The organism is Sinorhizobium sp. 6-70 (genome assembly GCF_030124375.1).
Taxonomy (GTDB): domain Bacteria; phylum Pseudomonadota; class Alphaproteobacteria; order Rhizobiales; family Rhizobiaceae; genus Sinorhizobium.
Genome location: NZ_JASKLS010000001.1, coordinates 17,395 through 41,396, shown reverse-complemented (window position 1 = coordinate 41,396; position 24,002 = coordinate 17,395). Strand labels below are relative to the sequence as shown.

Sequence of the window (24,002 nt, the reverse complement as noted above, 5' to 3'; positions counted from 1 at the left end):
CTATTTCGTTTCCTGACGAAGCTTGTCGAAGTCGGGGCGATAAGCCGCGATCCGACTGAACAAAGGCGTCGCGTGACGCGCCGGCAGGGGCTGCTCGCCGGTGATCCATCGTACGAGATCGTTGTCTTCCTCGCGCATGATCGTTTCCAGTTCATCGAGTTCCGCATCCGAGAGGCTCGCCAACTCCGTTTCGGCGAATTGCCCGAGAATCAAATCCATCTCGCGAATGCCGCGATGCCAGGAGCGAAAGAGGATCCTGCGCCGACGCGGGTCGAGATCGGCGCTTGTACGTGTGATGCCGGTCATGGAAATCCTTCCTGCCGCCCGCAGCCATGGCGGCGGGTTTTTAGTCATTGGGCTCTATAAACGCTGGAAGGCGGGTTGTCAGCCTTGCCAAAGCCGGAATTATCGTCGCAATTTCATCGTCATGCGCCCAGCCCTCCTCGACCCGCTGTTTTCTCCTCTCGACACGCTGCCCGGCGTTGGCCCGAAAACCGGCGAGCTCTATGCACGTCTGCTTGGCCGCGAAACGATCGACGATTGCCGGGTGATCGATCTTGTCTTTCATGCGCCTCACTCGCTGATCGATCGGCGCCAGCAACCGGGCATCGCCTATGCGCCGCAAGGGTCGGTCGTCACCATCACCGGCCGCGTCGACCGACACCAGCCTTCTCCGCGCGGCAGACCGAACGTACCCTATCGCGTGTTCCTGCACGATGACACCGGCGAACTGGCGCTCACTTTCTTCCGCGTCAAAGGCAACTGGCTGGAAAAGGCGCTGCCCGTCGATGAAACGGTTATCGTCAGCGGCAAGGTCGATTGGTTCAATGGCCGCGCGTCGATGGTGCATCCCGACTATATGGTGAGGGTCGCCGAGGCGGAAAATCTGCCGCTCGTCGAGCCCGTCTATGGGCTGACTGCCGGCCTCTCCCCGCGAGCGTTGCGACGCTCCATCGAGGCGGCGGTGGCCCGGGTGCCGGATCTGCCCGAGTGGCTCGACGAGGCGCTGCTCCGTCAGCAGGGATTTCAAAGCGCAAGGGAAAGCTTCCACCGCCTGCACGAACCCCGCGATGAAACCGATGTCGATGCGCAGGCTCCCGCCCGGCGACGGCTCGCCTATGACGAATTTCTTGCCGGGCAGCTCTCGCTTTCGCTTGTGCGTCAACGGCTGCGCAAGGTCGCCGGAACCCCCGTTCATCCGACCGGGAAATTGAGCCAGCCGGTTATCCGTGCGCTGCCTTTCTCGCTCACCGCGAGCCAGTCGGTCGCGATCGGCGACATACTTGCCGACATGTCCGGAAGCGATCGCATGCTGCGCCTGCTGCAGGGCGATGTCGGTTCCGGCAAGACGGCGGTGGCGCTGATGTCCATGCTTGCGGCGATCGAATCCGGCGGCCAGGCGGTGCTGATGGCACCGACCGAGATCCTTGCGCGGCAGCATCATGCCACGCTTTCGAAAATGGCTGCGCCGGCCGGTATCGGGATCGACGTCCTGACCGGGCGCACGAAAGGCAAGGAGCGCGATGCGATCCTGGAACGGATTGCGTCCGGCGAAACGCAGATGGTGATCGGCACGCACGCTCTGTTCCAGGAGGCCGTGAACTATCATCAACTCGCGCTCGCCATCGTCGACGAACAGCATCGTTTCGGCGTTCACCAACGGCTGCGGCTCACCGCCAAGGGCATTTCCCCACACATGCTCGTCATGACGGCGACACCTATTCCGCGCACGCTCGTGCTCGCCGCCTTCGGCGACATGGATGTCTCCAAGCTTACCGAGAAGCCGGCCGGGCGAAAGCCGATACAGACGGTGACCATTCCCACCGAGCGCACGGATGAAATCGTCGACAGGCTCGATGTGGCGCTCGCTCAAGGCAAGAAAGCCTACTGGATCTGCCCGCTGGTAGAGGAATCCGAAGAAAGCGACGTAATGTCCGCGGATGAGCGCTATCAAAGTCTTGTCCAGCGCTTCGGCAGTGACGTCGGCCTCGTTCACGGTCGTATGTCCGGTCCGGACAAGGATGCCGTGATGCTTGCCTTCAAGAACGGCGAGATTCGCCTGCTCGTGGCGACGACGGTCGTGGAGGTCGGCGTGGACGTTCCCGACGCGACGATCATGGTGATCGAGCACGCGGAGCGCTTTGGTCTGGCGCAACTGCATCAGTTGAGAGGCCGCGTTGGCCGAGGTGATGAGGCATCGACCTGCATTCTCCTCTACAAGAGCCCGCTCAGCGAAGCAGGACGCGCGCGTCTTTCCATTCTGCGCGAGACTGAGGACGGCTTTCTGATTGCCGAGGAAGATCTGAAGCTCCGCGGCGAAGGCGAGCTTCTTGGCACGCGCCAATCCGGCACACCCGGTTTCCGTGTTGCAAGCCTCGAGGCGCATGGGGACCTTCTAGAGATCGCCCGTAGGGATGCCGCCTATTTCATAGAGCGCGATCCTGAGCTCACGTCCGAGCGTGGTGAAGCGCTGCGAACGCTCCTCTATCTTCACCGACGCGACGAGGCGATCCGTTTTCTGCGCGCCGGTTAGATCATTTCATTGTTTCATTGAAACGGCGAAATGATCTAACTCTTTGAAACTACGCAATTCCGGACGGAAAACCGTTACACACTTTTCCTGGAATTGCTCTAGAGCGTGCCGACGATGCGACTCATCGCGGTACGATTCGCCTCGAGTGCTAGGCGGTCTTCTGATGGGGTATCGACCGCGGAGGCGCGTTGGCGAGCGGCTTATAGTCGGGGGCGACAAGGCCGCCCGAAATGAGGAGTTTGGCTGCGTCCTCGGCACTCATCTGAAGCGGTATGATTTTCTCGCGCGGCACGAACAGCAGGAAGCCAGCGGTCGGAATCGGCGTGGGCGGAAGAAAGACCGTGACCATGTCCATGCCCCGCTCATCGAACTTCGCTGCGATTTCGCCCTTGACGTCGGTCGCGATGAAAACCAGCGACCAGAGGCCCGGACTCGGATACTCGATCAGCCCTGCCTTCTTGAAGGACGAAGACTGTTCCTGGAGAACAGTCTGGAAAATCTGCTTCAGCGATTTGTATATCGTGCGGACAAGTGGCGTCCTGTTGAGGAGCGACTCGCCGAAAGCGACGATCGACCGTCCGACGAGATTGGCCGTCATAAATCCGACGAGTGTTATGACGATCACAGCAACGAGGAGGCCGAAACCGGGTATGGCGACCGGCGAATACGTGTCCGGGTTGTAAAAGTTCGGTAGGTAAGGTTTGACCCAGCTGTCCGCCCATTCGATAAAGGAGCGTACCAGCCAGACCGTGATCGCCACGGGTGCGCAGATAATAAGCCCGGTCAGGAAATAATTGCGCAGCCGGGTCGCTATGGTGCCGCTTTTGGAGCCTTCCGTCATGCCGTTGCCATCAATTCGTCACATCGGCCCCAAAGGCCGGATGATAGGCGACATTGCCGGAAACCATCGTCTCCGACAAGGCCAGAACTAGAAAATATTGCGGCGCACAACCCGGAAAAACAAGGGCGGCTTCATGCCGAAAGCCGAACTTCTGGTAAAACGCTGGCTCGCCAACGACGACGCAGCCCGAAGCACCGGATTTCCTTAACATATCAAGGCCATGGCGGATGAGCGCGCTGCCCACACCGCGTCCCTGCCTGTCTGGCCGCACCGACACGGGACCAAGGCCATACCACCCGGCGGCGGAGGGGGTAATCGTCACCGGCGAGAAGGCGACGTGCGCGATCACTTCACCCGCGTCTTCCGCAACAAGCGACAGGGCAAGCGCGCCGGCGGCGCGCAGGCGCTCGATGATGAACGGTTCCGTCTGGTCACTGTGTGGATGACCGGCAAAGGCGGCCGCGGTCACATCGTGAATAGCCTCGTGATCGTCGCTCCGCTCCGGCCGGATGATCATTCGACCGTTACCGACTTGGCCAGGTTACGCGGCTGATCGACATCGGTGCCCATGAACACAGCGGTGTGATAGGCAAGAAGCTGGATCGGCAACGCGAAGATCATCGGCGCGATGATCTCGTCGACGTTCGGCAACACGATGGTATGCATCGTGTCGAGCTTCGACGCCGCAGCTCCCGCCTCGTCCGTGATAAGAATGATGCGCCCGCCACGAGCGGCGACTTCCTGCATGTTCGAGACCGTCTTGTCGAAGAAACGGTCGTGCGGCGCTATGACGATAACAGGCATGTTCTCGTCGATCAGCGCGATCGGGCCATGCTTCAGTTCGCCGGCGGCATAGCCTTCCGCGTGGATGTAGGAAATCTCCTTGAGCTTCAGCGCGCCTTCCATCGCCAGCGGAAAGCTGGTGCCGCGGCCGAGGTAGAGCACGTCGCGGCATTTCGACAATTCGCGCGACAGGAATTCGATCTTCGGCTGGATGCTGTTCAACACCTGGCCCATGATGCGGGGCATCTCGGCAAGGCTTCTCACCAGCGCCTGTTCTTCCTGCTCGCTGACCGTGCCTCTGGCTCTGCCGGCCCCGATAGCAAGCGTGGCGAGCACGGCAAGCTGGCAGGTGAAAGCTTTGGTCGATGCGACGCCGATTTCGGGACCGGCGAGGATCGGGAAGACGGCGTCGGACTCGCGCGCGATCGTCGATTCGCGGGTATTGACGACGGCACCGATCTTCAGGCCGTGTTCCTTGCAGTACCGGAGCGATGCCAGCGTATCGGCCGTTTCGCCCGACTGCGAAATGAAGAGAGCGGCCGATTGAGGCGAGAGCGGGATCTCACGATAGCGGAACTCGGACGCGACATCGATTTCGACCGGCAGGCGTGCATAACGCTCGAACCAGTACTTGCCGATCAACCCGGCGAGGTAGGCGGTGCCGCAGGCGGAGAGCGCAAGATTCGGCACTTTGGCGAAATCGATGCCGTCCGAAACAGCCGTCACACGATTTTCGATGAAGTTGATGTAGTGGCCGAGCGCGTGGGAAATGACCTCAGGCTGCTCGTAGATTTCCTTCTCCATGAAATGGCGGTGATTGCCCTTGTCGACCATGTAGGCCGCAGCCATCGAAATCTGCCGTGGGCGCGAGACGGCGTTGCCGTCAATGTCGAAGATGTGCGCACCGCTCTTCCCGATAACAGCCCAGTCGCCATCGATCAGATAGGTGATTTCATTGGTAAAGGGCGCCAGGGCGATCGCATCCGATCCAAGGAACATTTCGCCGTCGCCGTGGCCGATCGCGAGCGGCGGGCCGTTTCGTGCCGCCATGATCGTCGACGGATCGTCTTCGAAGAGCACGGCAAGCGCATAGGCCCCGGTGACGCGCCTCAGCATCGCATGCATCGCTTCCCGTCGCCCCATCCCGTCCCGATGGTATTTCGCCAGGAGATGCGCCACGACTTCCGTATCGGTATCGCTGCGGAACTCGGCGCCTGACGCAGCAAGTTCATCCTTCAATTCCGCGAAGTTCTCGATGATGCCGTTGTGGACCACGGCAACGCCGTCGGTGAAATGGGGGTGCGCATTGCGTTCCGTCGGTGCACCATGCGTCGCCCAGCGCGTGTGGGCAATGCCGATGCTGCCCGCCAACGGCTCCTCTTTCAGCTTCGCTTCGAGATTAAACAGCTTCCCCTCGGCACGGCGGCGCTTCAACCGGCCTCCGTCGATGGTTGCGACGCCGGCCGAATCATAACCGCGATATTCCAACCGCTTCAGCGCATCGACCAACCGCTCCGATACCGGCTGACTACCCACGATGCCAACAATCCCGCACATATCCCTCTCCGCGTTCTCTTCGCGCCTGTCACAGCGCAGTCGTCACCCGAGGCGACCCTTACCGCCTTTGAGCCTTGGTAGCGAAATTGCCGCGCGAGGCAATCCGGTTCGTTTTCACTTTCAATTTCAGTATTTAACGAGGTCTATTCGGCAGCCTTCGCCTTCTTCTTGGCGGCCTTCTCAGCTTCGTAGCGCTCACGCAGGATCCGCGCCCGGCCCGGCTTGACATCCTGACGCGCACGCCCGAAGGCGACTGCGTCCGCAGGAACGTCCTCGGTAATGACGCTGCCGGAGGCGACAAGTGCGCCATCGCCGATCGTGACCGGAGCCACAAGCGACGAGTTCGAGCCGACGAAGGCATTCTCGCCAATGCGGGTCACGTGTTTGTTGACCCCGTCGTAGTTGCAGGTGATGGTTCCCGCTCCGATGTTCGATCCGGCACCGACGAACGCATCGCCGATATAGGTCAGATGATTGACCTTGGCGCCGGCACCGATTTCAGCTTTCTTCACCTCGCAGAAATTGCCGACCTTCGAGTTCGGGCCGAGTTCGGCGCCGGGACGGAGCCGTGCAAACGGGCCGACGGTCGCGCCAGCGCGGACATGTGCGCCCTCGATATGCGAGAAGGCGTGGATAATGGCTCCGCTCTCAACGCTCACAGCGGGGCCGAAGACGACGTTCGGCTCCACCAGAACATCCTGGGCAAGCTCGGTATCCCAGGAAAGGAAAACCGTTTCCGGCGCGATCATCGACACGCCTGAAAGCATCAGTTCGTGCCGCCGGCGCTGCTGCCAGAGACGCTCGATATAGGCGAGTTCCGCTCGCGTGTTGCAGCCCGTCAATTCCTCCTCGGGCGCTTCGACGGCGACCGCCCTACCCCCGACGGTGCGAGCGATCTCAACGAGATCGGTCAGATAGTATTCGCCCTTGACGTTGGCATTGCCGATGCGACCGAGAAGATCGAGGGCCTTGCGGCCGTTGATTGCCATCAACCCGCCATTGCAATAGGTGATGCGACGCTCGGCCTCGGAAGCATCCTTGTGCTCCCGGATCGCGACCAGCACGCCGTTCTCGACGATCAGGCGCCCGTAACCGGTCGGGTCGGCAGCCTCGAACCCGATGACAACCACGTCGTTGCCTTCGGCGAGGCCCTGGCGGGCTGCCCTGAGCGGCTCTGCCGTGATGAGCGGTGTGTCACCGAAGACAACCAGAATGTCGTCATAACCTCTGGCGATGGCCTCGCGAGCCGCAAGCACGGCATGCCCGGTACCTAGCCGCTCCTTTTGAAGAAACGAGGCCACGGTAACGCCGGCTTTCTGCGCTGCGGCAGCAACGGCCTCGGCATCGCGGCCGACGACGAGCGCGACATCCGAGATCGAGGCGCTGGCGAGCGCGTCGACGACATGGGCAATCATGGGCCTTCCCGCCACAGGGTGCAGCACCTTCGATACGGACGATTTCATCCGCGTGCTCTCGCCAGCCGCCAGGATGATCGCCAGGCACGTCCGTTCCATTCGCATTTCTCCTTGGTATTAGCTGCAGGCGGAATGCCCTATCGCCTGACTCGACCGTGTTCTTATAGGCAAGATATTGCGAGAAACACAATTCTCACAATCACATCGCATAACCCCGGTTAAAACCTGACGAGGCCGCCGGGCGCCCATTCAAGCCTCCGGACGCAGCCTGCTTTCCGTCAAGAGACCGGTTTCTTCGAGAATGGGGTAGGCCACGGACGCTATGTGAGCGTTGATACGCTTCAGGTCCCTCAACATGTCGAGATGCAGCGAACTCGTCTGCAGGCTCTGAAGCAGGCCGTCGCGAAGGCGTTCGAGATGCCGCTCTGCCGAGCGTTTTTCCATGTGGCGGACATCGACCTTAACCTCGACCAGATGGCGAGCGAGGTCCGCGTTACGGCTGACAAAGATCGTCTGAGCGATGCGCAGGTTGTCGATCGTCAGGTTGAACAGGCTTTTCAGCTCTTGGTAGCCGTCTTCGGAAAACTTCAATCCGTTGGTGACTTTCTTGCCGATCTGCTCGCAGAGGCCTTTTTCGATGATGTCGCCCATATGCTCGAGATTGATCGCATAGTCGATGATGACGATCGAACGGCGACCGTCCTCGGCACCAAGTCCGTCGCGCCCGAGCCGGGACAGGAATATCTTCACCTCCTGCTGGAGGAGATCGACCTGCCTTTCCATTCTTTCGATGTCATGTAGCTCGCCGAGATCGTTGTTGTTGAAGGCGTTCGATGCGCGCGTCAGCATCGCTTCGACCAGGTCTCCGACACGCAAGACTTCGCGCGTTGCACCGGAGAGTGCCATCACAGGCGTGTCGAGCGTCGCCTCATCAAGATAGCGCGGCCCCGTCTCACCAGCTTCCTCGTCGGGAACGAACCGGCTCATCAGCCGCGCCAGCAACCCTGCGAACGGCCAGGAGACAATCGCGACGACGAGATTGAAGACCAGATGGATGTCGACTGGCAGGTTCTGTCTCGGCAACGGCAGGTGCTGCAGCCATTCTGCGCCGATCCCTGCGATCGGAAGCGCAATGAGGCAACCCATTCCGCGCACGACGAGATTGCCGAGCGTGACGCGGCGCGCAGGGGGTGCCGAACCGAGGGTGGCGATGACCGGCGGAATTGCGCCCCCCAGATTGGCGCCAAGCACCAATGCGACGGTCAGTCCGGCGGAAAGCACCCCGGCAGACGAGAGGGAAAGCACAAGCATCACGATCGCCAGACTGGACGAGGACGCGAAGGCGAGGCCCGCCGAGATAATCAGGGCAACCGGCCAGGCGCTGTCGAGCATGCCCAGAAACGCCGCGAGCGCGCGGGATTCGCGCATCGGTTCCGTTGCGGCGGAAAGCAGGTCGAGCGATAGCAGCATCAAGCCGATGCCGACAAGGGCGAAGCCTGCACCCTGACGTGCACTCGACCGGCTCATCCGGTGCACAACGACGCCCGCGAGAATAATTGCCGGCGACAGCCAACCGATCCCGATAGCAACGATCCAAGCAGTCATCGCCGTGCCGACGTTGGCACCGAGAAGCACGATCTGCGCCATTCGCGCGCGTACCAGCCCCTTCTCCACGAAGGACGCCGTCATCAACGCCGTGGCCGTCGAACTCTGCAACGCAAGGGTCGCGATAAGGCCGGTCGCAAACGAACGAACCGCGCCGCTCGTTCCCTGCGCGAGACCGGTGCGCAGCCTCGATCCGAATGCACGTGTGACGCCATCCTTGACGAGCGACAGGCCGAACAAAAGCAGCGCCACCGCTCCGAACAGATTGACCATCACGATCGTTGACTGCATGGCATGATTTCCCGTAACGGCCACTGGAATCAGGGTAGTTTACCCTATTATCGAGCACAGGATTCCCGTTTCGTCGCTACGCGATATGCGCTCGCAACTGACAATTTCGCAGAACGATTTCTATTGCCGGCTAACGAATCCGACATCAACTTTCTCGTTCGCGACCGATCTTGCTGGGGCTCCGTGATTTTCCGGACGGGCGAGCACATCGCCGCACGCTGTGCGCCGCAAAATCGACGTGAAGGGATGAATGCCGGCGGCCCGAGCGACGGTGTCGCAATTTGCCCGCAAAGCGCCCTTCAATTCCTGTTTGGTTTGTTCTAAGGAACGAATTCGTTCTTGGCGTAACGCCACCGTACTGCAACAAGGTTTCTGCCCCTATGCTCGAATCGCTCAGAAAAGCTTCCCAGACATGGATCGTCAAAGGCCTGATGGCCATTCTCGTCCTGTCGTTCATGGTATGGGGCGGTCAGACGCTGATGGTGGCGAGCACTCCCAACGCGGTCGTGACGGTCGGTGACATCAAGGTCTCTCCGAGCGACTTTCGTCTGGCATACGAGCGCCAACTGAGCCTGCTTTCAAGGCAGCTCGGGACGCCGCTGACACGCCAGCAAGCCCGTGCCTTTGGCATCGAGTCGCAGGTTTATTCTCAGTTGGTCGCCGGTGCCGCCCTCGATCAACTCGCCCTGGACATGAACCTCGGGCTTTCCGAGGATCGGCTCGCGAAGCTCATCGGCGAGGATCCGGCGTTCCACAGTGTCAACGGCCAGTTCGACCGGCTGACTTTCTCGAGTGTATTGCGAAACGCGGGTCTGAGTGAGCAAGACTACATCAACAACCGCAGCCAGGTTGCGGTCCGGTCGCAGATCGTCGATGCGTTGTCCGACGGATACACGCCTCCTAAAGTACTTACCGACGCCGTTGGCAAGTATCGCCACGAAAAGCGCTCGATCGACTACCTGCTGCTCTCGAATGCGAATATCGATGCGGTCAAGACGCCGGCCGACGACGTGCTCGCGCCCTGGTTCGAGAGCCACAAGGCGAACTATCGCGCTCCCGAATATCGCAAGTTCAGCTATATCAAGATCGAGCCGGAAGATCTGATCGCGACCGAGACCGTGTCGGACGAGGAGTTGCGCGCCGACTACGAGAAGCGCAAGGAGACTTTCCGCTCAGCGGCAATGAGAACAGTCGAGCAGCTTGCTTTCCCTTCACGCGAGGCGGCAGACGCTGCGGCAGCCAAGCTCTCCGCCGGCACCTCCTTCGACGATCTGGTCAACGCCGAAGGCAAGACCGCGGCGGACGTTCTCCTTGGCGAGTTCACGAAGGAGCGCATGCCCGACGCGAAGATCGCCGAAGCAGCCTTCGCCGTTCCGGCAGAGGGTGGCGTGACGCCGGTCGTGGAAGGTGCGTTCGGGCCGGTTATCCTGCGCGTGACCAACATCAAGCCGGAAGCCACACGCAGCTTCGACGAGGTGAAAGATGAACTGCGGAAGGAACTCGCCCTTTCGTCCGCGCGCGAAGAGGTCGTCAGCCTTCACGATCGGATCGAGGACGAGCGCGCCGCCGGCGCGACGGTCAAGCAAGTGGCCGATCAGATGAAACTGAAGCTCGTCACGATCGATGCGATCGACGCCACGGGCAAGGATCAAAACGGCGACGAGGTCCAGGGAATTCCGGAACCGCGCGCGCTTCTTCAGGAGGTCTTTAAGGCGGAGGTCGGGCTCGACACGCTTTCCGTCAACATCGGTCGTGACGGCTCTGCCTGGTTCGATCTCGAAGAGATCATCCCCGCCCGTGACCGCACGCTGGATGAGGTTCGCGATGAGGTGGCGGCAGACTGGACTGCCGAACAACAGCGGGCAGCCCTTGCCACCAAGGCAGCCGAACTCAAGCAGCGCATCGAGAAGGGTGCAAAGCTTGCCGACATAGCGAGCGAACTTGGCCTGGTCGTCGAAACGAAAGCTGGCCTGACCCGCTCGACCGAAGATGCTGCCTTAAGCCCAGCCGCAGTCGCAGCGGCCTTTGGCGGCGCCAGCGGGCATGTTGCCAACGCGCCGGGCATTGGCGGAGAAGGGCAAATCCTCGTTCAGGTAACGGCCGTCGACGACAGCGACCCGGCGAACGTCCTCGACAACGACAGCCGTCAAATCGAAGCCATCGCGCGCGCAAGCGGGGACGACATCCTTGATCAGATGGTCTCCACCCTGCAGACGGCTTACGGTGTAGCGATCAACCAGACACTCGCCGAAACCGCATTGGCGCAGCGCTGACAGGTAAAAAGCTGCGGACAGGGGAACGAACTCATGAGTGATTTGAAGCCGTTCGTCGCGAAAGTGGCAAATCGCGAGGCGCTCAATCGTGAAGACGCGCGGGCGGCCTTTGAGATCATCATGTCCGGAGCGGCGACGCCTTCGCAGATCGGCGGTTTCCTGATGGCGCTTCGCGTGCGTGGCGAAACCGTCGACGAAATCGTCGGAGCGGTTGGCGCAATGCGCGCACGGATGCTGACTGTCGAGGCGCCGGAAGGCGCGATCGACATCGTCGGCACGGGTGGTGACGGGGCCGGCACCTACAACATCTCGACGCTCGCTTCCCTGATTGTCGCCGGAGCCGGCGTCCCGGTCGCCAAGCACGGCAACCGGGCGCTGAGCTCGAAATCCGGTACGGCCGATGCGCTGTCTTGCCTGGGCGTCAAACTCGACATCGGGCCTGAAGCGATTGCCCGCTGCATCAGTGCGGCTGGTGTCGGTTTCATGTTCGCCCAGCAGCACCATTCCGCGATGCGGCACGTCGGCCCGACGCGGGTCGAACTCGGTACGCGAACGATCTTCAATCTGCTTGGCCCGCTGTCGAATCCAGCCGGCGTCAAGCGGCAGCTCGTCGGCGTTTATGCGCCGCAATGGGTAGACCCGCTTGCCGAAGTGCTGCGCGACCTCGGCTCGGAGAACGTCTGGGTGGTCCACGGCGAAGGGCTCGACGAAATCACGACCACCGGCGTCACCAAGGTCGCCGCGCTCCAAGACGGCAAGATCACGAGCTTCGAGTTGACGCCGGCCGATTTCGGCCTTCAGACGGCCACGCTCGAGGCACTGAAAGGCGGCGACGGAGCCCACAATGCCGTGGCGCTGCAGGCCGTTCTCGACGGCGCGGAGAATGCCTATCGGGACATTTCGCTTGCGAACGCCGCCGCTTCATTGATGATAGCGGGGCGCGCCAAGGATCTCGCCGAAGGCATGGCGCTCGCCCGGCAGTCGCTCTCGAGCGGCGCGGCGAAGACTGCCCTGCAGCGGCTGATCAGCGCCTCCAACGCCGCTTGAGGAGAGATGGCTTCATGACGGACATCCTGCGGAAAATCGAAGCCTACAAGCGCGACGAGATCGCCTCAGCGAAATCGCGCGTTCGCCTTGAGGAGTTGAGGGCGCAGATCGCGGACCAATCGCCGCCGCGGGGCTTCCACACCGCGCTCGCTTCGCGCCGCACGAAAGGCGAATTCGGGCTGATCGCCGAGATCAAGAAGGCGAGCCCTTCAAAAGGACTGATCCGTCCCGACTTCGATCCTCCGGCGCTTGCTAAAGACTATGCCGCTGGCGGCGCAGCTTGCCTATCCGTCTTGACGGACAAGCCGAGCTTCCAGGGCGCGCCGGAGTTCCTGACGACGGCACGGGCTGCCTGTGAGCTTCCGGCGTTGCGCAAGGACTTCATGTTCGATCCCTATCAGGTGTTCGAAGCGCGAGCCTGGGGGGCTGACTGCATCCTGCTGATCATGGCGTCCTTGAGCGATGACGATGCGCGTCGCCTCGAGGACTCGGCGTTTGCACTCGGCATGGACGTCCTCATCGAAGTGCATGACGCCCGGGAAATGGAACGCGCGCTGGCGTCGACCTCCCCGCTCGTCGGCATCAACAATCGCAATCTCAGGACGTTCGAAGTCGACCTCGCCGTGTCCGAACAACTGGCGGCAATGGTTCCGTCCGACCGGCTGCTCGTCGGTGAAAGCGGCATCTTTACCCATGAGGATTGCCGGCGATTGGAACGGAGCGGTATCACCACCTTCCTTGTGGGCGAGAGCCTGATGAGAAAGGATGATGTCGAGGCGGCAACGCGGGCACTGCTGACAGGCTCCGGAAGCGTATTGGCGGCAGAATAATGAGCGGTCCGTCCCTCACCCACATCGACAGCGCCGGCGAAGCGAACATGGTCGATGTCGGCGACAAGAGCGAGACCGTACGCGTCGCCGTCGCCGAAGGCTATGTACGAATGCGCGCCGAAACGCTGGCACTGATCCTTGAGGGCAATGCCAAGAAGGGCGACGTGATCGGCACGGCACGGCTTGCCGGGATCATGGCCGCGAAACAGACGTCCAATCTCATTCCGCTCTGCCATCCGCTTATGTTGACGAAGGTCTCCGTGGATATCGCGCCGGATGACGCCCTGCCGGGGCTTCGCGTCGAGGCGATGGCAAGGCTGACGGGGCGGACGGGCGTCGAGATGGAGGCCCTGACCGCTGTCAGCATCGCTTGTCTGACGATATACGACATGGCGAAGGCTGCGGATCGCGAAATGGAGATCGGCGGCGTTCGGCTGGTCAGCAAATCGGGTGGGCGTTCCGGCGATTACCGGCGCCAAGGAGACAACCGCTGATGTCGCTGCTTTCGGTTGAGGATGCGCTCGCCAGGGTGATTGACAAAGCTCGCCCGCGCCGGCGGACAGAAAGGCTCCCCCTGCACGATTGTGTCGGTCGCGTGCTGGCCGAGGATGTCACCGCGCGGGTCACGCATCCCGCCTTCGACAATTCTGCCATGGACGGCTATGCGGTTCGCCACGAGGATATCGTCAACATAGGCGCACAGCTTGTGGTGATCGGCCAGTCGGCCGCGGGCCATGGATTTCAGGGAGAGGTTCGTGCCGGTGAAACCGTTCGCATCTTTACCGGGGCCCCCCTGCCCGCCGGTGCGGACACTGTGATCATCCAGGAGGATACCGAAAAGCTTTCGGGCGGGAAAATCCGCACGCTGTTCGCCCCGGCAAAGGGTCGTCATATCCGCCTTGCCGGACAGGATTTTGTAGAGGGCGACATTGCGCTGGTTGCCGGCAGCGTGCTCGACGCCGGGCGACTGACGCTCGCCGCGGGCACGAGCCATGAACGCCTGCCGGTGTTCGAGAAACCGAGGATTGCCATCGTCGCCACCGGGGACGAGCTATTGCCACCGGGAAGCGCCCCTGGCGCGGACCAGATCATCGCATCGAATACTTATGGCGTTGCCGCCATCGTGCGTGAGAACGGCGGCGAAGTCCTTGATCTTGGCATCGTGCCCGACGACGAAGCGGCAATTTCGGCCGCTGTCGCCAAGGCGCAAGACGCCGGAGCGGAGGTGCTGGTGACGCTCGGCGGAGCCTCTGTCGGCGACCATGATCTTGTTCAATCGACCCTTCTGTCGCGCGGAATGGTGCTGGATTTCTGGCGCATCGCCATGCGCCCGGGCAAGCCGCTGATGGTTGGCGAGCTCTCCGGCATGACCGTCCTCGGGTTACCGGGCAATCCTGTGTCGAGCCTTGTATGTGCGTTGCTCTTTCTCGAGCCGCTCACGCGGCATCTGGCGCATCTGCCGCCACGTTCGCGGATGACGACGGCGCGACTTGCGACCCCCCTGCCCGCCAACGACCGTCGTCAGGACTATGTCCGGGCGCGACTGACTGTCGAGCCTGACGGCTCGCTCGTCGCCCATCCGTTCGCGCGCCAGGATTCCTCGATGATGAATGTCTTCGCGCAATCCGACGGGCTCATCGTTCGCGTACCGCATGCCGCCGCGGCTTCGAGCGGCGATCCATGCAACGTCCTGCGGCTGCGCTGAACGCGCCCAACCCGCAGCCATTTCCGGTGCCTTGTCATACGGCAGACATGGAATGCGTATAGGAAAGAAATCACTCAATCATCTGTCCCGGCGGCTGACTACGGATGAACTAGCAGGCGCCAAGACAGTTTGAGGAAAGGTCGGGTATCGCCCGGCCTTTTGCTTTTTTGGCCTTGCGCTGCGCGTCAGGCTGCGTCGTCGACGCAGCGGGAGACGAGAATCTTGTCGATCCGGCGACCGTCCATGTCGATGACCTCGAAACGGTAGCCGTGGGCCTCGGCGATGTCGCCTTCCTCCGGCGTCTTGCGCAGTTGCTGAACGAGAAAACCCGCGATCGTTTCGAAATTGCCGTCCGCGTCGATGCCTTCGATGCCGATTTCCAGATGAATCTCGTCGATCGGCGTGCGCCCGTCGACGATATAGCTGCCGTCTTCGCGGATCCGGATGAGCGCATGCTCGATATCATCGTAGTTCGATGGCAGCACGCCGACGATCGCTTCCAGGATGTCAGCCGTCGTGATGATGCCTTCGGTGCTGCCATACTCGTCAACGATCATCGCCATGTCGATGCTCGTTGTCTTGAAGGCATCGAGCGCCTTCAGGCATGAGGCCGTTTCCGGTAGCGTCAGGATTTCGCGGACGTGGCCACGCAGATTGAACGACGCGTTTGCGGGAATGTTCAGAACCTCCTTGGCGAGAATCGCGCCCAGAACATCGCCTGTGTGACCATCCATAACGGGATAGCGGGAGTGGCCGAACTCGCGGACCTTGCGCCGGATCACTGCGAGGTCGTCGTTGACGTCGATGAAGCGCATCTCGGTACGGTGGGTCATGATCGACTTTACATTGCGATCACCAAGCCGAATGATCCGGCGGAGCATTTCATGTTCCGTCTTTTCGATGGCGCCGCTTTCGACACCCTCCGCCATGATCGCCTGAACTTCCTCTTCCGTAACGTGATCCGGATCGTCCGGACGCATGCCGAATAGACGCATGGCCACCGCAGCCGCGGTCTCGAAAAGATAGACGACGGGCGCTGCTATGCGGGAGAGCAAGGTCATCGGTCTTGCGACGAACATCGCCAGTGCCTCGGAATTCCTGAGCGCAAGCTGTTTCGGGATGAGTTCGCCGATGACGACCGAGAGAAAGGTGATGAGCGTCACCACGAGACCGACGGCGACCGTGTGGCCATAGGGCTTGATCCACGCCACTTCATCGAAGAACGGCGCAATCTTGGCGGCGATCGTTGCGCCGCCGTAGGCGCCGGCCAGGATGCCGACAAGAGTGATGCCGACCTGCACCGTCGAGAGGAATTTCCCGGGATCCTCGGCCAGCTTCAGTGCGGCCTCCGCCTGTCGATTTCCCTGTTTGACCATTTGGCGAAGCAGCGGTTTGCTTGCCGAGACGATTGCCATTTCCGAGAGCGCAAAGAAGGCGTTGATCAAGAGCAAAACGAAAATTACAAAAATCTCGGACATGGTCTCCAGGTCGCCGTTGATACAGGGCCGCCCCGCACGGAACAACCGTCTCCCAGATAGGCTACGCGCGGAGATCGGGCAAGGTCACGCTACAATTTCGTGGCGAGCGACGGCCAGTCGGCCTCTCATGCGGTGTCCGCATGCAGCGCCTGTCGAATGCGATCGCGCCCGACCTTAATGACATGTTCCATCGCCGAACGCGCGCCCGCCTCGTCGCGTCTCCCGATTTCTTCGACGATTCGAATGTGATTGCGGGCCACCTCGTCGATGCCGCTTTTTTCCGCGGTGGGCGAGCTCAACTTGAATACGCCAACAAGCGCCGCCTCGATCAAGCTGCCCACCGTTCGCAGGAACGGGTTCCCGGAAGCGTCCAGAACGGAAAGATGGAACTTGAGGTCGGCAACGGCGAGGCTCTCCGCGGTATGCTTCGCGTCACCCATGGCAACGGCCAGACGCATCATGCCGGCGATCTCCGCATCGGTCGCATTTCGCGCCGCCAGCACCGCGGCATGAGGTTCGAACGCAAGCCGCACTTCGCTGAGGTGGTAGAGGAACTCGTCATCGACGCCGGATGCAAAATGCCAAGTGAGAATGTCGCTGTCGAAGAGGTTCCAGTCATTCTTGGGTCTCACGCGCGTGCCGATGCGCGCGCGGGGCACCACAAGCCCCTTGGCCGCCAAGGTTTTCATCGCTTCGCGCAGGACGGTCCTTGAAACCCTGAAGCGAGCCGCCAGTTCCGGATCGCCGGGCAGAATGCTGCCGACCGGGAATTCCCCCGACACGATTGCCTTTCCGAGCTGGTCCACCACTTGCGCATGGCTCGTGCGCTTCGGTGCGCCGGATATCACTGTCTCAAACAGGCTCTTGCTCAACCCGTTCCCCCTCCCAAGAATACCTCCGCGGAGGCCGCGCACTCGTCAATCGGTGGGTGGCGTTTGCCGCCATCTTCATCCCCGGCGCGAAAGTAATTCAACTCTAGTTCGAATAAGCGATTCCTCAAAGCCGATCCGACACCACGGCGAAGGTCGGTTTGTCGCACCTGATATCGCCCTCCTAAATTGGAAAAACCCCGCGTTTGCGACGCGGGGTTTGCCGACTCTGGAAACGCACTACGTTACTGCCTGGACCAGGGTCCGGTCAGCTTATTGCGGCAGCTTGTCGTCGACGCCTTCGACATAGAAGTTCATGCCGAGCAGTGTCGCGTCATCTGAGCTTTCGCCGGCCTTCAGCCAGGCGCTGCCGTCCTGCTTGTTGAGCGGGCCGGTGAACGGCTTCAGTTCACCCGACTTGATCTTGGCCTCGGTTGCCTCAGCCATCGCCTTCACGTCGTCCGGCATATTGGTATAGGGCGCCATGGTCAGGATGCCGTCTTTCAAGCCGTCCCAGCTCGACTTCGTTTCCCACTTTCCATCGAGGAAGGCCTGCGTACGCTTCACATAGTAGGCGCCCCAGGTGTCCACGATAGCGGTCAACTGCGTTTGCGGGCCAGCAGCGATCATGTCGGATGCCTGGCCGAACGCCTTGATGCCGCGCTCGGCGGCGACCTGCATCGGTGCGGTCGTGTCGGTGTGCTGCGTCAAAATATCGACGCCCTGGTCGACCAGCGCCTTGGCGGCGTCTGCCTCTTTGCCCGGGTCGAACCAGGTGTTCGCCCATACGACCTTGATCTTGAAATCCGGATTGATCGAGCGAGCGCCGATGACGAAGGAGTTGATGCCCATCACGACTTCCGGGATCGGGAACGAAGCGATGTAACCGGCGACGCCCTTCTGCGAAAGCTTCGCTGCGATCTGGCCCTGGATGTAACGGCCTTCGTAGAAACGGCTGTTGTATGTCGCGACGTTCGGAGCGGTCTTGTAGCCGGTTGCGTGTTCGAATTTCACGTCAGGGAACTTTTGCGCAATCTTGACCGTCGCGTCCATGAAGCCGAACGACGTCGTGAAGATCAACCCGCAGCCCGACCGCGCCAGGCGCTCGATCGCACGCTCAGCGTCAGGACCTTCCGGCACGTTTTCGAGAAACTGCGTCTCGATCTTGTCGCCCAGTTCCTTTTCGAGATGCTGGCGGCCAAGGTCATGCGCCTGCGTCCAGCCGCCATCGGTCTTGGAGCCGACATAGACGAAGCAGATCTTCGGCTTTTCCTGGGCACTTGCCGCGGACGTAAAGCCGAGCACGGCAGTTGTTGTTGCGAGGGCGAGCAGTAGTTTTTTCATTTTTACCTCTGTCGGTTGAGTACGTCCGTCTGGGTTGTTGTTGTTCACCGGTCCGGCACAAACGGCTTACCGAGCGATGCCGGCGTGTTGATCAGGGTCATGCGCCGGTTGTGTGAGATCAGGATGAGTACGACAATTGTCGCAACATAGGGAAGCGAAGAAAGGAATTGCGAGGGAATTCCGATGCCGAAAGCCTGCGCATGAAGCTGGCTGATCGAAACCGCCCCGAACAGATATCCGCCGGCGACGACACGCCAGGGGCGCCAGGACGCGAAGACCACCAGCGCAAGCGCGATCCAGCCGCGCCCAGCAGACATGTTCTCCACCCATTGCGGTGTATAGACGAGTGACAACTGCGCTCCGGCGAGACCGGCACAGGCACCGCCAAACAAGACCGCCAGATAGCGCGTTTTAATGACATCGACGCCGAGAGCATGTGCGGAGGCGTGGCTATCGCCGACGGCGCGCAACTTCAGGCCCGCGCGGCTCCTGAACAGGAACCAGTGGACACCGGCAACCACTGCGATCGAAAGATAGAAGATCGTGTCCTGGCGGAACAAGAGCGGCCCGAGAAACGGAACCTGCGACAGAAGGGGGATCACGATCGGTTGCAGCTTGATCCCCTGCATCCCAAGAAAACTCTCCCCGACCATGCCGGACACGCCAAGCCCCAGAAGCGTCAATGCCAGGCCGGTCGCCACCTGATTGGCAACAAGCGTCAACGTAAGGAAGGCGAAGAGCAGCGAAAACAGCGCCCCGCAGGCGATGCCGGCAAGCAGGCCGACATAGGGCGAGCCGCTGAGCTGCGTTGCGGCAAAGGCGCTGACGGCACCCATGATCATCATGCCCTCGACGCCGAGATTGAGGACGCCCGATCGCTCGGCGACAAGTTCACCCACGGCGGCGAGGACGAGCGGCGTCGCCGCTGTGATGACGCTCAACAGGATTGCTTCAACGATGCCCATCAGTGGCTACCATCCGTCTTTATCGCGGCGAGCCTCTCCCACACGAGCCTTATGCGATAGTGAATGAGCGTATCGCAGGACAGCACGAAGAACAGCAACAACCCCTGGAACACACGCGTGACCTTTTCCGACACGCCGATCGAAAGCTGTGCTGCCTCGCCGCCGAGGTAAGTCAACGCCAGGACCAGCCCGGCGGCGATGATGCCGAGCGGGTTGAGGCGGCCGAGGAAGGCGACGATGATTGCCGTGAAGCCGTAGCCCGGCGAGATCACCGGCCGCAATTGCTGGATGGCGCCGCTGACTTCCGCAATGCCGGCAAGCCCTGCCAGTGCTCCCGAGAACAGCATCGAAAACCAGATCATCTTGCGCGACGAGAAGCCGGCAAAACGCCCTGCCCGCTCGGACTGGCCGAGTACGGTAATCTCGAACCCCCTGAGCGTGTAACGCATCATGAACCAGACGAGGACCGCGGCGATGATCGCGAAGGCGAAGCCCCAATGCGTGCGCCCCGAAGCGAGCATTTCAGGAAGGATCGCATCGGCGGCAAAGGTGCGGGTTTCCGGAAAGTTCATGCCCTGCGGATTACGCCAGGGACCGCGGACGAGCCAGTCGAGGAAGAGCTGGGCGACATAGACCAGCATCAGGCTCGTCAGGATCTCGTTGGTGTTCATATGCGCCTTGAGGAAGGCCGGTATGGCCGCAAAAAGAGCGCCGCCAAGCATGCCGAGCAGCATCATCATCGGCAGCACCAGCGGCGATTGCCAGTCGTAGAAGACGACGGGCAGGATCGAGCCGGCGATCGCCCCCATGATGAACTGGCCTTCGGCACCGATGTTCCAGTTGTTGGATCGGAAGCAGACGGAGAGGCCGACACCGATCAGGATCAGCGGCGCGGCTTTGATCGCCAGCTCGTGCAGCGACCAGACCTCACTCAAAGGCTCCACAAAGAAGCTGTAGAGCGCGGTCACCGGATTTTTGCCGAGCAGCGCGAACATGATGCCGCCGAAGAGGATGGTCAGCGCGAAAGCGATGAACGGCGACAGAATTGAAAACAGCGCCGAGACCTTGGCGCGCTTTTCGAGTTCAATGCGCATGTGCCGCCGCCTCCGCGCCTTCAGTCCTGGCGTGCATGCCCCCCATCAACAGACCGATTTTCTCACGTGACAGTTCGCGTGCCGGATAGGGATCGGAAAGACGTCCCTCGCTGATGACGGCGATCTCGGTGGCCACCTCGAATATTTCGTCCAGATCCTGGCTGATGACGAGCACGGCGGAACCTGCTTTGGCGAGGTCGACCAGAGCCTGGCGAATGCGGCTTGCTGCACCGGCGTCGACGCCCCAGGTCGGTTGGTTCACCACGAGCACGGATGGCTGGCGGTCGAGTTCGCGGCCGACTATGAACTTCTGCAGGTTGCCGCCCGAGAGCGAACCCGCCGGCGGGTCCTCGCCGCTCTTGCGAACATCCATCGCCTCGGAAATCCGCCGTGTCGCAGCCCTCACCGCGCTCTGGCGAATGATCCTGAGGAATCCGCCGCCGAGAAACGCCCGCTTGTCGGATTGATTGCGTGCAAGGACCAGATTGTCCGAGAGCGAAAGCGCTGCGACCGCCGCATGCCCATGCCGTTCCTCGGGAACGAAGCCAGCCCCCATCAGACGCCGCGCGTTGATATTCCTTGTTCCAACGGGCCTCTGCCTAATCAGCACTGCGTTGTCGTCCGCGGCCGGATACTCGCCCGACAAGGCGTCGAAAAGCTCACTCTGGCCATTGCCGGCTACGCCAGCGATCGCCAGCACTTCACCCGCCCGAACCTTGAGACAGACGTTCTTCAATGAAACCGCGAAAGGCGTGCGGGCTGCGACCGAAAGATCACGCACCTCCAGTTGCACGTCGCCCTTGGTATTGGTGCCTTCGGGGGTCACCGGCGCGACATCGCTTCCGACCATCATGCGCGCCAGCGAGGCCGGCGTTTCCGCGCGCGGGTCGCAAGCGCCCGTCACCCTGCCGTGTCTCAAGACCGTCGCCCGGTCGCAGATGCGCTGAACCTCCTCGAGGCGGTGGCTGATATAAAGGACCGAGCGGCCTTCCGCCTTGAGCTTTTGCAGCGTCTCGAACAGGCGGTCGGCTTCCTGCGGCGTCAGCACCGAGGTTGGCTCGTCGAGAATGATCAAGCGCGGATTCTGCAACAGCGCACGCACGATCTCGATCCGCTGGCGCTCGCCGACAGAAAGATCCGCGACGTGGGCCTTGGGGTCGAGAGGCAAGCCATAGGCACGCGAGAGCCGCGACGCCTCGTCAGCGACGCGGGCAAGCGAGACGTTCCGATCCATCGAAAGCGCGATATTCTCGGCGACGGTCAGCGCCTCGAACAAGGAAAAATGCTGGAAAACCATGCCGATGCCGAGCTTGCGCGCGTCCCCGGGGCTGCCGATACGGACCGGTTCACCCTGCCACGCGATCTCACCGGCCGTGGGCGCGAGCACGCCGAACAGCATTTTCACCAGGGTGGACTTGCCCGCCCCGTTCTCGCCAAGCAGGGCGTGGATTTCTCCCGGCTCTATCTGCAGATTGATCGCGTTGCAGGCTGCGAACGAGCCAAACAATTTCGTCAGGTTGCTCACGGTCAACAACGGACCGCTCGCAATTTGTCCCTTACCAGGCACGCTGCCCTCTTTTCCCCTCTATTGATCCCCGCCCACCTTCAGGTTTCGGTCACGGAATCAACAACGTCGTTCCACTCGTTTTTCTTGTTTCCAGATCCGTATGCGCCCGGCCGGCCTCGGCAAGCGGATAGGTCTGATTGATATTGATACGCACTTTGTTGCTTTGCACAACATCAAACAGGGAATTTGCGCATGCCTCCAACGCCGGTCGCGTTGCGACATAGGCGAAGAGCGTCGGGCGTGTTGCAAAGAGCGAGCCCTTCTGCGCCAGGATACCGATGTTGAACGCCTCTACCGGCCCGGAAGAATTGCCGAAGCTGACCCAGAGCCCACGTGGTTTCAGGCAGTCGAGCGATGCCGGGTAGGTATCGCGGCCGACCGAATCGTAAACGACATCGACGCCACGGCCGCCAGTCAGCTCTTTGACGCGAGAGACGAAATTGTCCGTCCGGTAGTTGATGACATGGTCGTAACCGTGCGCGAGCGCCAGCTCGATTTTCTCCTGCGAGCCGGCCGTTCCGATCACGGTCGCGCCAAGCGCCTTCGCCCACTGCCCGGCAATCAGCCCCACGCCGCCGGCTGCCGCGTGGAAGAGCAAAGTCGTCTCCGGGCCAACCTTGAAGGTCTGATTGAGCAGATATTGGGCCGTCATGCCCTTCAGCATCATCGCGGCCGCCGTTTCCAGGCTGATCCCGTCGGGGACCTTCACCAGTTGCGAGGCCTCGACGTTGCGTTCGCTTGAATAGGCGCCATCGGCCGAGGCGTAGGCAACCCGATCGCCGATCGAGAACAGGCTTACCCCGTCGCCCACGGCGGTGACTATGCCCGCTCCCTCCTTGCCCGGAATGAAGGGCAAGCCTGTCGCCGACTTGTAGAGACCGGTGCGGAAATAGACGTCGATGAAGTTGAGGCCGATTGCCACTTGCCGGATCTGGACCTCGCCGGGCCCGGGCGGCGAAAGCGTAACGCCTTCCATCTTCAGAACTTCGGGTCCACCGAGTTCGCGAACAACGATCGCCTGTGCCATGGTCAACTCCTACGCGCGGCCGAGATTGGGAAATATCTGCAGAACAAAGCCGATGACGTAGAGATAGAGCCCGGTTGCCACGACGCCAATAGCCACCCAGTCGGGTGTCTCGAAATGCAGAAGCAGAGCATACATGCCGAGCACGGACCAGGCCAGGAAAACGCCGAGATTGAGCGGCCTTAGCCTTTCGACACGCACGGGATGGAGAAAATTGATCGGCAGGAACGTCAGCACGACGGAAAGGAAAACGACGATCGACGCCGTCACTTCGCCCGCCTGGATGACGAAGAGCGTGAAGACGATCATGTTCCAGACGACCGGAAAACCGGAAAAGAAATACTCGTCCGTCTTCATTCCCATGTCGGCATAATAGATCGCGCTCGACACGACAATGGCGCCGGCGGCCACGAATGACCACGGTTCGCCGATCATGCCGCTTTGATAGAGCGCGAATGCGGGCAGCAAGACATAGGTCACGTAGTCGATGACGTTGTCGAGCGTGTCGCCCGACCAATTTGGCAGCACTTCCTTGACCTGCACCTTGCGCGCGATCGGCCCGTCGATGCCGTCGACGAGCAGCGCCAGCCCGAGCCACCAGAACATGTCGACGAAGCGATGTTCAGCCGCCGCCACGACCCCAAGGAAAGCCAGGAAGGAACCGGAGGCCGTAAGGATGTGGACGGAGAATGCCCTTATCTCGGCATAGGGCACTCTTCTGTAATTAAAGAACTTCATGGGCGACGCCGCCTATCCCCTACATCCCCGCCTTTTCGCGACC

General features: G+C 61.3%; 20 protein-coding genes. 6 read left to right on the top strand and 14 right to left on the bottom strand.

Going from position 1 to position 24,002, the window contains the following annotated elements; all coding sequences use genetic code 11:
* Complete coding sequence (locus tag QN222_RS00215; protein WP_283960858.1) at nucleotides 1–306, bottom strand: succinate dehydrogenase assembly factor 2; 306 nt, start codon at nucleotides 304–306, stop codon at nucleotides 1–3.
* A 121-nt stretch (nucleotides 307–427) separates the two neighbouring features.
* On the opposite strand from QN222_RS00215, the gene recG reads away from it, so the two are divergent.
* The gene (recG, locus tag QN222_RS00210) at nucleotides 428–2,533 is read left to right on the top strand and encodes an ATP-dependent DNA helicase RecG (protein WP_283960859.1); all 2,106 of its coding nucleotides are present in this window, start codon (nucleotides 428–430) and stop codon (nucleotides 2,531–2,533) included.
* A gap of 148 nt (nucleotides 2,534–2,681) precedes the next feature.
* On the opposite strand, the gene QN222_RS00205 is transcribed toward recG, so the two are convergent.
* The 5 genes from QN222_RS00205 to QN222_RS00185 all read right to left on the bottom strand — a co-directional run bounded on the left by QN222_RS00205 (nucleotide 2,682) and on the right by QN222_RS00185 (nucleotide 9,025).
* Complete coding sequence (locus QN222_RS00205; RefSeq protein ID WP_283960860.1) at nucleotides 2,682–3,374, bottom strand: DUF502 domain-containing protein; 693 nt, start codon at nucleotides 3,372–3,374, stop codon at nucleotides 2,682–2,684.
* Between the two features lie 10 nt (nucleotides 3,375–3,384).
* The gene (locus QN222_RS00200) at nucleotides 3,385–3,891 is read right to left on the bottom strand and encodes an N-acetyltransferase (RefSeq protein ID WP_284005134.1); all 507 of its coding nucleotides are present in this window, start codon (nucleotides 3,889–3,891) and stop codon (nucleotides 3,385–3,387) included.
* Nucleotides 3,888–5,714 (bottom strand): glutamine--fructose-6-phosphate transaminase (isomerizing), encoded by a 1,827-nt coding sequence (gene glmS, locus QN222_RS00195; RefSeq protein WP_284005132.1) that lies wholly within the window; start codon nucleotides 5,712–5,714, stop codon nucleotides 3,888–3,890. The genes QN222_RS00200 and glmS overlap by 4 nt, the downstream gene beginning before the upstream one ends.
* A 143-nt stretch (nucleotides 5,715–5,857) precedes the next feature.
* A complete protein-coding gene (glmU, locus tag QN222_RS00190; protein ID WP_284005131.1) occupies nucleotides 5,858–7,228 on the bottom strand; it encodes a bifunctional UDP-N-acetylglucosamine diphosphorylase/glucosamine-1-phosphate N-acetyltransferase GlmU in 1,371 nt (456 codons plus the stop codon).
* Between the two features lie 150 nt (nucleotides 7,229–7,378).
* Nucleotides 7,379–9,025 carry a Na/Pi cotransporter family protein gene (locus QN222_RS00185; RefSeq protein WP_283960570.1) on the bottom strand — a complete coding sequence of 549 codons (1,647 nt, stop codon included), beginning with the start codon at nucleotides 9,023–9,025 and terminating at the stop codon, nucleotides 7,379–7,381.
* Nucleotides 9,026–9,405: 380 nt separating this feature from the next.
* On the opposite strand from QN222_RS00185, the gene QN222_RS00180 reads away from it, so the two are divergent.
* The 5 genes from QN222_RS00180 to glp are packed head-to-tail and all read left to right on the top strand — an operon-like array spanning nucleotide 9,406 to nucleotide 14,880.
* Complete coding sequence (locus QN222_RS00180) at nucleotides 9,406–11,298, top strand: peptidylprolyl isomerase (RefSeq protein ID WP_283960569.1); 1,893 nt, start codon at nucleotides 9,406–9,408, stop codon at nucleotides 11,296–11,298.
* 33 nt (nucleotides 11,299–11,331) lie between these two features.
* On the top strand, nucleotides 11,332–12,345 hold the full coding sequence (trpD, locus tag QN222_RS00175; protein ID WP_283960568.1) for an anthranilate phosphoribosyltransferase: 1,014 nt from the start codon (nucleotides 11,332–11,334) through the stop codon (nucleotides 12,343–12,345).
* 14 nt (nucleotides 12,346–12,359) lie between these two features.
* Nucleotides 12,360–13,175: an indole-3-glycerol phosphate synthase TrpC gene (gene trpC / locus QN222_RS00170; protein ID WP_283960567.1), complete on the top strand. Its 816-nt coding sequence runs from the start codon at nucleotides 12,360–12,362 to the stop codon at nucleotides 13,173–13,175.
* Nucleotides 13,175–13,669, top strand: a complete 495-nt coding sequence (moaC, locus tag QN222_RS00165) for a cyclic pyranopterin monophosphate synthase MoaC (protein WP_283960566.1) — start codon at nucleotides 13,175–13,177, stop codon at nucleotides 13,667–13,669. Before trpC ends, moaC begins: the two co-directional genes overlap by 1 nt.
* On the top strand, nucleotides 13,669–14,880 hold the full coding sequence (gene glp, locus QN222_RS00160; RefSeq protein ID WP_283960565.1) for a gephyrin-like molybdotransferase Glp: 1,212 nt from the start codon (nucleotides 13,669–13,671) through the stop codon (nucleotides 14,878–14,880). Before moaC ends, glp begins: the two co-directional genes overlap by 1 nt.
* A 185-nt stretch (nucleotides 14,881–15,065) precedes the next feature.
* Here glp and QN222_RS00155 read toward each other — a convergent pair whose 3' ends face one another.
* The 8 genes from QN222_RS00155 to pcsA form a co-directional block, all read right to left on the bottom strand.
* A complete protein-coding gene (locus QN222_RS00155; protein WP_283960564.1) occupies nucleotides 15,066–16,358 on the bottom strand; it encodes a hemolysin family protein in 1,293 nt (430 codons plus the stop codon).
* Nucleotides 16,359–16,483: 125 nt separating this feature from the next.
* A complete protein-coding gene (locus QN222_RS00150) occupies nucleotides 16,484–17,230 on the bottom strand; it encodes a FadR/GntR family transcriptional regulator (RefSeq protein WP_283960563.1) in 747 nt (248 codons plus the stop codon).
* A 270-nt stretch (nucleotides 17,231–17,500) separates the two neighbouring features.
* Nucleotides 17,501–18,571 carry a BMP family ABC transporter substrate-binding protein gene (locus QN222_RS00145; RefSeq protein WP_283960562.1) on the bottom strand — a complete coding sequence of 357 codons (1,071 nt, stop codon included), beginning with the start codon at nucleotides 18,569–18,571 and terminating at the stop codon, nucleotides 17,501–17,503.
* Nucleotides 18,572–18,615: 44 nt separating this feature from the next.
* Nucleotides 18,616–19,536, bottom strand: coding sequence for an ABC transporter permease (locus tag QN222_RS00140; protein ID WP_283960561.1), 921 nt, complete (start codon nucleotides 19,534–19,536; stop codon nucleotides 18,616–18,618).
* Nucleotides 19,536–20,630, bottom strand: coding sequence for an ABC transporter permease (locus tag QN222_RS00135; protein ID WP_283960560.1), 1,095 nt, complete (start codon nucleotides 20,628–20,630; stop codon nucleotides 19,536–19,538). The genes QN222_RS00140 and QN222_RS00135 overlap by 1 nt, the downstream gene beginning before the upstream one ends.
* On the bottom strand, nucleotides 20,620–22,197 hold the full coding sequence (locus QN222_RS00130; RefSeq protein ID WP_283960559.1) for an ABC transporter ATP-binding protein: 1,578 nt from the start codon (nucleotides 22,195–22,197) through the stop codon (nucleotides 20,620–20,622). Before QN222_RS00130 ends, QN222_RS00135 begins: the two co-directional genes overlap by 11 nt.
* A 49-nt stretch (nucleotides 22,198–22,246) precedes the next feature.
* Nucleotides 22,247–23,224 carry a quinone oxidoreductase gene (locus tag QN222_RS00125; RefSeq protein WP_283960558.1) on the bottom strand — a complete coding sequence of 326 codons (978 nt, stop codon included), beginning with the start codon at nucleotides 23,222–23,224 and terminating at the stop codon, nucleotides 22,247–22,249.
* 9 nt (nucleotides 23,225–23,233) lie between these two features.
* Complete coding sequence (gene pcsA, locus QN222_RS00120; protein WP_283960557.1) at nucleotides 23,234–23,959, bottom strand: phosphatidylcholine synthase; 726 nt, start codon at nucleotides 23,957–23,959, stop codon at nucleotides 23,234–23,236.
* Nucleotides 23,960–24,002 lie beyond the last annotated feature (43 nt).

What these genes read in the sequence shown, in the direction of transcription:
- QN222_RS00215 (WP_283960858.1), bottom strand. Translation starts at nt 306, where the DNA reads ATGACCGGCATCACACGTACAAGCGCCGATCTCGACCCGCGTCGGCGC.
- recG (WP_283960859.1), top strand. Translation starts at nt 428, where the DNA reads ATGCGCCCAGCCCTCCTCGACCCGCTGTTTTCTCCTCTCGACACGCTG.
- QN222_RS00205 (WP_283960860.1), bottom strand. Translation starts at nt 3,374, where the DNA reads ATGACGGAAGGCTCCAAAAGCGGCACCATAGCGACCCGGCTGCGCAAT.
- QN222_RS00200 (WP_284005134.1), bottom strand. Translation starts at nt 3,891, where the DNA reads ATGATCATCCGGCCGGAGCGGAGCGACGATCACGAGGCTATTCACGAT.
- glmS (WP_284005132.1), bottom strand. Translation starts at nt 5,714, where the DNA reads ATGTGCGGGATTGTTGGCATCGTGGGTAGTCAGCCGGTATCGGAGCGG.
- glmU (WP_284005131.1), bottom strand. Translation starts at nt 7,228, where the DNA reads ATGGAACGGACGTGCCTGGCGATCATCCTGGCGGCTGGCGAGAGCACG.
- QN222_RS00185 (WP_283960570.1), bottom strand. Translation starts at nt 9,025, where the DNA reads ATGCAGTCAACGATCGTGATGGTCAATCTGTTCGGAGCGGTGGCGCTG.
- QN222_RS00180 (WP_283960569.1), top strand. Translation starts at nt 9,406, where the DNA reads ATGCTCGAATCGCTCAGAAAAGCTTCCCAGACATGGATCGTCAAAGGC.
- trpD (WP_283960568.1), top strand. Translation starts at nt 11,332, where the DNA reads ATGAGTGATTTGAAGCCGTTCGTCGCGAAAGTGGCAAATCGCGAGGCG.
- trpC (WP_283960567.1), top strand. Translation starts at nt 12,360, where the DNA reads ATGACGGACATCCTGCGGAAAATCGAAGCCTACAAGCGCGACGAGATC.
- moaC (WP_283960566.1), top strand. Translation starts at nt 13,175, where the DNA reads ATGAGCGGTCCGTCCCTCACCCACATCGACAGCGCCGGCGAAGCGAAC.
- glp (WP_283960565.1), top strand. Translation starts at nt 13,669, where the DNA reads ATGTCGCTGCTTTCGGTTGAGGATGCGCTCGCCAGGGTGATTGACAAA.
- QN222_RS00155 (WP_283960564.1), bottom strand. Translation starts at nt 16,358, where the DNA reads ATGTCCGAGATTTTTGTAATTTTCGTTTTGCTCTTGATCAACGCCTTC.
- QN222_RS00145 (WP_283960562.1), bottom strand. Translation starts at nt 18,571, where the DNA reads ATGAAAAAACTACTGCTCGCCCTCGCAACAACAACTGCCGTGCTCGGC.
- QN222_RS00140 (WP_283960561.1), bottom strand. Translation starts at nt 19,536, where the DNA reads ATGGGCATCGTTGAAGCAATCCTGTTGAGCGTCATCACAGCGGCGACG.
- QN222_RS00135 (WP_283960560.1), bottom strand. Translation starts at nt 20,630, where the DNA reads ATGCGCATTGAACTCGAAAAGCGCGCCAAGGTCTCGGCGCTGTTTTCA.
- QN222_RS00125 (WP_283960558.1), bottom strand. Translation starts at nt 23,224, where the DNA reads ATGGCACAGGCGATCGTTGTTCGCGAACTCGGTGGACCCGAAGTTCTG.
- pcsA (WP_283960557.1), bottom strand. Translation starts at nt 23,959, where the DNA reads ATGAAGTTCTTTAATTACAGAAGAGTGCCCTATGCCGAGATAAGGGCA.